Annotated in this window: 5 protein-coding genes; all 5 read left to right on the top strand. The window is 73.5% G+C overall.

Annotated elements, in window-relative coordinates; all coding sequences use genetic code 11:
- Window positions 1-130: 130 nt before the first annotated feature.
- Window positions 131-2,200, top strand: a complete 2,070-nt coding sequence (locus ACFU0Y_RS15105) for an acyltransferase family protein (RefSeq protein ID WP_380215347.1) — start codon at window positions 131-133, stop codon at window positions 2,198-2,200.
- Window positions 2,197-4,308: an acyltransferase family protein gene (locus tag ACFU0Y_RS15110; RefSeq protein WP_380215348.1), complete on the top strand. Its 2,112-nt coding sequence runs from the start codon at window positions 2,197-2,199 to the stop codon at window positions 4,306-4,308. Before ACFU0Y_RS15105 ends, ACFU0Y_RS15110 begins: the two co-directional genes overlap by 4 nt.
- A 243-nt stretch (window positions 4,309-4,551) precedes the next feature.
- The gene (locus ACFU0Y_RS15115) at window positions 4,552-6,651 is read left to right on the top strand and encodes an acyltransferase family protein (protein WP_380215349.1); all 2,100 of its coding nucleotides are present in this window, start codon (window positions 4,552-4,554) and stop codon (window positions 6,649-6,651) included.
- Window positions 6,652-6,693: 42 nt separating this feature from the next.
- Complete coding sequence (gene guaB / locus ACFU0Y_RS15120) at window positions 6,694-8,256, top strand: IMP dehydrogenase (protein ID WP_380215350.1); 1,563 nt, start codon at window positions 6,694-6,696, stop codon at window positions 8,254-8,256.
- 34 nt (window positions 8,257-8,290) lie between these two features.
- Window positions 8,291-9,412, top strand: coding sequence for a GuaB3 family IMP dehydrogenase-related protein (locus tag ACFU0Y_RS15125; RefSeq protein ID WP_380215351.1), 1,122 nt, complete (start codon window positions 8,291-8,293; stop codon window positions 9,410-9,412).
- Window positions 9,413-9,453 lie beyond the last annotated feature (41 nt).

Genomic DNA, 9,453 nt, shown 5'->3' on the forward strand with positions numbered 1-9,453 from the left:
GACCCGTCCCACCACCGGTGGGGCGGGTCCGCGGTCGTCCCCGGGTCCGCACCGAGACCTCCGGTAGAGTGCGGGGGTCCGCCCGACCACTGCCGCGACCCCGGCGGCACGGTGTTCCCAGGAGATGCCCATGACGACCCTCGGTGCGCAGAGCACGCCCGCCGGTGTCGAGCCGGACACGGCCCGGCAGGTGGCGCGGTACTCCGGGTTCCGCCCCGAGGTGCAGGGGCTGCGGTTCGTGGCGGTGCTGCTGGTGGTCGTCTACCACGTGTTCCTGGACCGGGTGTCGGGCGGGGTGGACATCTTCCTGCTGATCTCGGCGTTCTTCCTGACCCTGTCCTTCGTGCGCAAGCTCGAGGCCGGCCGGCCCCTGGCGCTGGGGCGGTACTGGCTGCACGTGTTCAAGCGGCTGCTGCCCCTGGCGGTGCTCACGATCCTGGCCACCCTGGTGCTGGCGTGGTGGTTCTTCCCGGCCGCGCGGATCGAGCAGGTCCGCACGGAGGCGCTGGCCTCGGTGCTCTACCTGGAGAACTGGGCGCTGGCGGCGGCGGAGGTGGACTACTACGCCGCCGATGCCTCCACGGCCTCGCCGTTCCAGCACTTCTGGTCCCTGTCGGTGCAGGGGCAGGTGTTCCTGCTGTGGCCGCTGGTCTTCGGGGCGGCGTGGCTGCTGTGCCGGGGCCGGCGACGGGCCCCGGTGCCGGTGCTGGCGGTGCTCTTCGGGGTGATCTTCGCCGCCTCCCTGGCGTGGTCGGTGCACACGACCGCCACCGACCAGGCCTTCGCCTACTTCGACACCCGCACCCGGTTGTGGGAGTTCGCCCTGGGCTCGCTGCTGGCGTTGGCGGTGCCCTATCTGCACCCGCCGCGGGGAGTGCGGGTCGCCCTGGGCTGGGTGGGGCTGGTCAGCATGGTCTCGGTGGGGGTGCTGATCGACGTGCAGGGGGCGTTCCCGGGGTGGATCGCGCTGTGGCCGCTGGTCTCGGCGGCGGCGATCATCGTGGCCGGGCGCTCCGGCTCGCCGTTCGGCCTGGACCGGATCCTCGCCTCCCGGCCCCTGGTGCGGCTGGGGGACGCCTCCTACGCGCTGTACCTGGTGCACTGGCCGCTGCTGATCACCTATCTGGTGCTGCGCGACCGGCCGGTGGCCGGGCCGCGGTCGGGGGTGGTGCTGATCGTGGTCTCGGTGCTGCTGGCGGTGGCCCTCACGAAGCTGGTGGAGCGCCCCGTCCAGGCGTGGGCGTGGCCGGAGCGCAACAAACGGCGGCTGGCGGTGTCGGTGGCGGTGAGCCTGGCCCTGGTGGTGGTGCCGGTGCTCGCCTGGCAGCAGGCCGACGCGCGCCGGGCGGCTCTGCTGGCGGAGGAGGCGGCCCGCAACAACCCCGGGGCGGCGGTGCTGGAGCCGGGCTTCGAGTTCACCGGCGACCCGGACGCTCCCACCCTGCCCCTGGCCTCCGCGCTGAGCGACGAGTGGGTGGGCCTGCCCGAGCCCTGCGCCGGGCGGTTCGCCCCCGAGCAGGAGGTCCTCGAGCAGTACTGCCGCCAGACCCCGGTCCTGCCGGAGCCCGAGCGCACGATCGCCGTGGTCGGCAACTCCCACATGGAGCAGTTCATGGGCGCGGTGATCCCCCTCGCGGAGGAGCACAACTGGCAGCTCGTCGCCGTGCTGCAGCCGGGCTGCGCCTTCGCGGTGCGCCCGGAGGGGGACGCCTGCCACGAGGGCAACGCCGCGGCGATCGAGTACGTGGAGCGGCTCGCACCCGACGCGGTCATGACCACCTCGACGTACGCGGCCCGGATGGACGGGTCCGCGGAGGCCCTGGTGGGCGGCTTCCCGGAGCTCGTCGACCGTCTCACGGGCCAGGGCATCGACGTCGTCGGCTTCCGGGACAACCCCCGCTTCGACTTCAACCCCTTCGAGTGCGCCGAGCTCCACGGCGAGGACGACGAACGGTGCCGCGTGCCCGTCGAGCAGGTCCTCGCTCCCGTCAACCCGGCCGACGCCCTCCGGGACCGCGACGGCTTCGCCTCGCTCGACCTCACCGACCTCATCTGCCCGGCGGGGCAGTGCCGTCCCGTGGTGGGCAACGTGCACGTCTTCTTCGACCCGCACCACCTCACGTGGGCCTACGCGCGGACCATGGCGCCCGCCCTCGAGACCCGCCTGCCCGGCACGCTCCTCCAGGACGCGGCCTCGTGAGCACGGTGCGCACCGGCGCCCCCCGCCCGGAGCCCGGGGCGCCGGCCACGGACGGCGCCGCTGGCGCCGAGGGCGCCGTGGCGGCCACGGCCCGGCGGGTGGCCCGGTACTCGGGCTTCCGGCCCGAGGTGCAGGGGCTGCGGTTCGTCGCCGTGCTGCTGGTGGTCGTCTACCACGTGTTCCTCGGCCGGGTCTCGGGCGGTGTGGACGTCTTCCTCCTGATCTCGGCGTTCTTCCTGACCCTGTCCTTCGTGCGCAAGCTCGAGGCGGGCAGGCCCCTGGCGCTGGGGCGGTACTGGCTGCACGTGTTCAAGCGGCTGCTGCCCCTGGCCGTGCTCACGATCCTCGGGACCCTCGTCCTGGTGGCCGCCGTCTATCCCGGGACGGACACGGCGCAGTGGCGCGCCGAGGCGCTGGCCTCGGTGTTCTACGTGGAGAACTGGGCGCTGGCGCTGAACGCGGTGGACTACTACGCGGCCGACCACTCCACGGCCTCGCCGTTCCAGCACTTCTGGTCCCTGTCGGTGCAGGGGCAGGTGTTCCTGCTGTGGCCGCTCATCTTCGCCGCCGCCTGGCTGCTCACCCGGCGCGGGAGACTCCGGCCCGTCCCCGTCCTGGTCGCGATGTTCGGCGCCGTGTTCGTGGCCTCCCTGGCCTGGTCGGTGCACGCCACGGCCGTCCAGCAGGAGTTCGCCTACTTCGACACCCGCACCCGGCTGTGGGAGTTCGCCCTCGGCTCGCTGCTCGCCCTCGCGCTGCCCTGGCTGCGGCCGCCGCGCACCGCCCGGGTGGCCCTGGGCTGGCTGGGGCTGGTCAGCATGGTCTCGGTCGGCGTGCTGGTGGACGTGCAGGGGGCGTTCCCGGGGTGGATCGCGCTGTGGCCGCTGCTCTCGGCGGCGGCGATCATCGTGGCCGGGCGCTCCGGCTCGCCGTTCGGGCTGGACCGGGTGCTGGCCTCGGCGCCGCTGGTGCGGCTGGGGGACTCCGCCTACGCGCTGTACCTGGTGCACTGGCCGCTGCTCATCACGTACCTGGTGCTGCGGGACCGGCCCATGGCCGGGCCCCGCTCCGGGATCGTGATCATCCTCGTCTCCGTGGTGCTCGCCGTGCTGGCCACCCGGCTGGTCGAGGACCCGTTCAAGAACTGGTCCTGGCCCGAGCGCAGCAAGCGGCGCCTCGCCGGGGTCGTGGCGCTCTGCCTCGCCCTGGTCGCCGCCCCCGTGCTCGGCTGGCAGCAGGTCGAGGACCGGCGTGCCGACCGCCTCCAGACCGAGGCCGTCCGGAACAACCCCGGGGCCGCCGCCCTCCAGCCCGGCTTCGCGTTCCGCGGCGACCCGGACGCCCCGACCCTGCCCCTGCCGGAGGACCTCCCGCGGCAGCCGGCCTCCCTCGGCGACGCCTGCCCCGAGGACCTCGACCTGCCGGAGGAGCTCCGCCGCTTCTGCCACGAGAGCGTCGCGCAGGAGGCCCCCGAGCGGACGGTGCTCGTGCTCGGCAACAGCCACCTGCAGCACTGGCTCCCCGCGCTGCGGCCCCTCGCGGAGACCGAGCGGTGGCGGGTGCTGACCTGGATCCAGCCGGGCTGCTTCTACGCCGCAGCCGAGGACCAGCCGGGCTCGGAGAGCTGCCGGGCCTGGTTCGAGGGCGCCGAGCAGATGATCGGGACCGCCGACCCCGACCTGGTCGTCGTCCAGTCCACCTTCACCGACCAGGAGGGCGAGTTCCTCCGCCCCGGGCTGGAGCAGCGGATCCGCGAGCTCACCGGCCGCGGGATCCCCGTCGTCGGGATCCGCGACACCCCGCGCTTCCCGGAGGCGCCGGCCGAGTGCGCGGTGGCGCACGGGGAGGACGACCCCCGGTGCACCTTCACGCACCCCATGGTGGGCACGCCCGATCCCGCGCTGCCGCTCGCCCGCGAGCTGCCGCTCTACTCCACCATGGACCTCACCGACCTGATCTGCCCGGCCGGGCCGTGCCCGCCGGTGATCGGCAACGTCTACGTGTACTGGGACGACGACCACCTCAGCCGGGTCTACTCGCAGAGCGCCGCGCCGGTCTTCGGCGAGCGGTTCCGGGAGGCCCTCGCCGCCGACGGCCTCGAGCCGTGAGCACCGCCCGGCCGCGGCGCCGGGACCGGGGGTGCGCCCCCGCGGGCTGAGGCGCCCCGGCCCGGACATCCCGCGCCGAGCCGTCGCCCGGGTGCCCCGCGCGGCGCGGGTCGTGCGGTAGGGTCGCGACGGGCACCCCTCGGCTCCCCGTCCCCGGTGCTCCGTTCCCCCCCGTTCTCCCTCCCGCCCCCTCCCGGCGCCGCCCCGCGTCCGCGCCGGGCACGCTCTCCTGGAGGTGCCCCCGTGGCCACCGTGCACGCCACCGCCCCGCAGCCGTCCACCGGGACCACCGACGACGGCGGCGCGGCGCGGCGGCCGGGCAGCCGGTACTCCGGGTTCCGCCCGGAGGTGCAGGGCCTGCGCGCGGTGGCGGTGCTGCTCGTGGTGGTCTACCACGTGTTCCTCGGCCGGGTGTCGGGCGGTGTGGACGTCTTTCTCCTGATCTCGGCGTTCTTCCTGACCCTGTCCTTCGTGCGCAAGCTCGAGGCGGGCAGGCCCCTGGCGCTGGGGCGGTACTGGCTGCACGTGTTCAAGCGGCTGCTGCCCCTGGCCGTGCTCACGATCCTGGCCACCCTCGTGCTGGTGGAGCTGTTCTACCCGGGCTACGACGCCGGGCAGTGGCGCGCCGAGGCGCTGGCCTCGGTGTTCTACGTGGAGAACTGGGCGCTGGCGCTGAACGCGGTGGACTACTACGCGGCCGACCACTCCACGGCCTCGCCGTTCCAGCACTTCTGGTCCCTGTCGGTGCAGGGGCAGGTGTTCCTGCTGTGGCCGCTCATCTTCGCCGCCGCCTGGCTGGTCTCCCGGCGGACCGGGTGGAGCCCCGTGCCGGTGCTGGCGGTGGTCTTCGGATCGGTCTTCGTGGCCTCCCTGGCCTGGTCGGTGCACGCCACGGCCGTCCAGCAGGAGTTCGCCTACTTCGACACCCGCACCCGGCTGTGGGAGTTCGCCCTCGGCTCGCTGCTCGCCCTCGCCGTGCCCTGGCTGCGGCCGGGCCGGCGCGTGCGCGTGGCCCTCGGCTGGGGCGGACTGGTCAGCATGGTCTCGGTCGGCGTGCTGGTGGACGTGCAGGGGGCGTTCCCCGGGTGGATCGCGCTGTGGCCGCTGCTCTCGGCGGCGGCGATCGTCGTGGCCGGGCAGTCCGGGTCGCGCGTCGGCCTGGACCGGGTCCTCGCCTCCCGCCCGCTGGTGCGGCTGGGGGACTCCGCCTACGCGCTGTACCTGATCCACTGGCCGGTGCTCATCACCTATCTGGTGCTCCGGGACCGGCCCGTGGCCGGGCCCCGCTCCGGGGTGGTGATCGTGGTGGTGTGCCTGGTGCTGGCGGTGCTGGCCACCCGGCTGGTCGAGGACCCGCTCAGGAAGTGGGCCTGGCCCGAGCGCAGCCGGCTGCGGCTGGCCGCGGTGATCGTGATGTGCCTGGCGGTCGTCGCGGTCCCCGTGACCGCGGCGAGGGTGGCCGAGGAGCGGCGGGCGGTCGAGATCGCCGCGTCCGCCGACCGCAACAACCCCGGGGCGGCGGCGCTGCTGCCCGGCTTCCGGTACCAGGGCGACCCGGACGCCGAGACGATCCCCGTGATCACCGGGGAGCCGTACGGCAAACCGTCGCTCGGCGAGCCCTGCCCGGCCGGCACGGGGATCGGCGAGCGCTTCCAGCAGTGGTGCTTCGACACCGTCCCGAACCCCGAGCCCGCGGCCACGATGCTGGTGATCGGCAACAGCCACGTGCACCAGTGGATCCCGGCCGTCGAGCTCCTGGCCGAGCGCAACGACTGGCGGGTGGTGACCTACATCCGCGGCAAGTGCCTCTATGCCCTGCCCGAGGAGCAGGTCGCCGATCACGAGGCGTGCGAGCGCTGGCTCGAGGGCACCGACCCCGTGGTGGAGGCCGTGGACCCGGACCTGGTGCTGGTGCAGGGCACCCGCAGCACGGACGAGGACCAGGAGCAGTTCACGCCCGGGATGGAGCAGCGCATCCGCGGGCTCGCGGAGCGCGGCATCCAGGTGGTGGGTCTGCGGGACAATCCCCGGTTCGACGTCGTCCCCGCGCGCTGCGCCGCGGACCACGGGGCCGACGCCCCCGAGTGCGCAGCCTCCCACGTGATCCTGGGCCCCGGCAGCCCGCTGGCCCCGGTGGCGGAGCTGCCGCAGGTCACGATGGTCGACATGGGGGACCTCATCTGCCCGGACGGCACCTGCGTGCCCGTCGTCGGCAACGTGTTCACGTACTGGGACAACAACCACCTCACCGTCGAGTACGTGCGGACGCTGGCGCCCGTGTTCGCCGAGCGGGTCGAGGAGGCCCTGCGCGCGGACGCGGCCGGGTTCCCCGTCGGCTCGTGAGCACGGCCACAGCCGTCCGCCGGCCGGGACCCGGCCCGTAGAATGGTCGCGACTCCCTCGAAGCTGAAAGGCCCCACCGTGTCGGATACCGCCGTTCCCACCGCCCTGTCCGAGGACCCCTTCGGGTTCACGGGCCTGACCTACGACGACGTCCTGCTGCTGCCCGGCAACACGGACGTCATCCCGTCCGAGGCGTCGACCCGCACCCGCCTGTCCCGGCGCATCAGCCTGGAGGTGCCGCTGCTGTCCGCCGCCATGGACACCGTCACCGAGTCCTCGATGGCGATCGCGATGGCCCGGCAGGGCGGCATCGGCGTGATCCACCGCAACCTCTCGATCCAGGACCAGGCCGAGCACGTGGACCGGGTGAAGCGCAGCGAGTCCGGGATGATCACCGATCCCGTGACCATCTCCCCGGACGCCACCCTCGAGGAGCTGGACCGGCTCTGCGGCTACTACCGGGTCTCCGGCCTGCCCGTCGTGGACGCGGAGCAGAAGCTGCTGGGCATCATCACCAACCGCGACACCCGCTACCTGCCGGAGAGCGAGTTCCCGCGGCGCCGGGTGCACGAGATCATGACGCCCATGCCGCTGATCACCGGCAAGGTGGGGATGGCGAAGGACGACGCGCACCGGCTGCTGGCGTCCAACAAGATCGAGAAGCTGCCGCTCGTCGACGACACCGGCCGGCTCACCGGTCTGATCACGATCAAGGACTTCACCAAGGCTGAGCAGTACCCCCGTGCCACGAAGGACGACGAGGGCCGGCTGCGCGTCGGCGCCGCCGTCGGCTTCTTCGGCGACGGCTTCGAGCGGGCCATGACCCTCGTCGAGGCCGGTGTGGACGCCCTGTTCATCGACACCGCCAACGGGCACTCCCAGGGCGTGCTGGACATGGTCGCCCGGCTCAAGGCGGAGACCGCGGCCGCGCACGTGGACGTCATCGGCGGGCAGGCGGCCACCCGCCACGGCGCGCAGGCCATCGTCGACGCCGGGGCGGACGCCGTGAAGGTGGGCGTGGGCCCCGGCTCGATCTGCACCACCCGCATCATCGCCGGGGTGGGCGTCCCCCAGGTCACCGCCGTCAACGAGGCGGCGAAGGCGGCGATCCCGGCGGGGGTCCCGCTGATCGCCGACGGCGGCCTGCAGTACTCCGGCGACATCGGCAAGGCTCTCGTGGCCGGCGCGGACTCCGTGATGGTCGGTTCCCTGCTCGCGGGCTGCGACGAGTCCCCGGGCGAGCTGATCTTCGTCAACGGCAAGCAGTTCAAGACCTACCGGGGGATGGGCTCGCTGGGGGCCATGCAGTCCCGCGGCAAGAACTCCTCCTACTCCAAGGACCGCTACTTCCAGGCCGACGTGGCCAGCGACGAGAAGCTCATCCCCGAGGGCATCGAGGGCCAGGTCCCGTACCGCGGCCCGCTCTCCGCCGTGGTCCACCAGCTCGACGGCGGCCTGCGCCAGACGATGTTCTACGTGGGCGCCCACAGCGTCGAGGAGCTCAAGCACCAGGGCCGGTTCGTGCGCATCACCCCGGCCGGGCTCAAGGAGTCCCACCCGCACGACATCACGATGACCGTCGAGGCCCCCAACTACCAGCGCTGATCGAGCGTCCGCAGCACCGTTCGGAAAGGACACCATGAGCTACGACATCGAGATCGGCCGCTCCAAGCGCGCCCGCCGCACCTTCTCCCTGGACGAGATCGCCCTCGTCCCGTCCCGGCGCACGCGCGATCCCCGGGACGTGTCCACGGACTGGCAGATCGACGCCTACCGGTTCTCCATCCCGTTCCTGGGCGCCCCGATGGACTCGGCGACGTCCCCGGAGACGGCCATCGCCCTCGGCCGGGCCGGCGGGCTCGGCGTGCTCGACCTCGAGGGGCTGTGGACCCGCTACGAGGACCCGCAGCCGGTGCTCGACGAGATCGCGGGCCTGACCGGGGAGGACGCCCCGGCGTCCACGCGCCGGATGCAGGAGCTCTACGACGCGCCCGTGCAGCCGGAGCTGATCACGGCCCGGCTGGCGCAGATCCGGGAGGCGGGCGTGATCGTCGCCGGGTCCCTGACGCCCCAGCGCACGGTGGAGCACTACCGCACCGTCCTGGACGCCGGCGTGGACGTCTTCGTGATCCGCGGGACCACGGTCTCCGCGGAGCACGTCTCGCGCAACCAGGAGCCGCTGGACCTCAAGAAGTTCATCTACGACCTCGACGTCCCCGTCATCGTGGGCGGCGCCGCGGGCTACACGCCCGCGCTGCACCTCATGCGCACGGGCGCGGCCGGGGTGCTCGTGGGCTTCGGCGGCGGCGCGTCCATGCGCATCCAGAACACCCTGGGGATCCACGCGGCCATGGCCACGGCGATCTCGGACGTCGCGGCGGCCCGCCGGGACTACCTCGACGAGTCCGGCGGGCGCTACGTGCACGTCATCGCCGACGGCGGCGTGGGGGTCTCCGGGGACATCGTCAAGGCGCTGGCCATGGGCGCGGACGCCGTGATGCTCGGCACCGCGCTGGCCCGCACGGAGGAGGCCCCCGGGCAGGGCTGGCACTGGGGCGCGGAGGCGCACCACGAGCAGCTGCCGCGCGGTCTCCGCACCCGCGTGGGCACCGTGGGACCGCTCGAGGAGGTCCTCTTCGGGCCCTCCCGCCACGTGGACGGCACGTCCAACCTCGTGGGCGCGCTGCGCCGCTCGATGGCCACCACCGGGTACCTGGAGCTCAAGGAGTTCCAGCGCGCCGAGGTGGTCATCCGCGGCTGATCCCCGACCGCGCGGAGGGCCCGTGCCGCGCCCGGCGGGGC

This window comes from Kocuria sp. NPDC057446 (assembly GCF_042802875.1).
Taxonomy (GTDB): domain Bacteria; phylum Actinomycetota; class Actinomycetes; order Actinomycetales; family Micrococcaceae; genus Kocuria.

Excerpts from the sequence above, each read along its gene's own strand:
- ACFU0Y_RS15105 (WP_380215347.1), top strand. The coding sequence starts at position 131 with ATGACGACCCTCGGTGCGCAGAGCACGCCCGCCGGTGTCGAGCCGGAC.
- guaB (WP_380215350.1), top strand. The coding sequence starts at position 6,694 with ATGGTCGCGACTCCCTCGAAGCTGAAAGGCCCCACCGTGTCGGATACC.
- ACFU0Y_RS15125 (WP_380215351.1), top strand. The coding sequence starts at position 8,291 with ATGAGCTACGACATCGAGATCGGCCGCTCCAAGCGCGCCCGCCGCACC.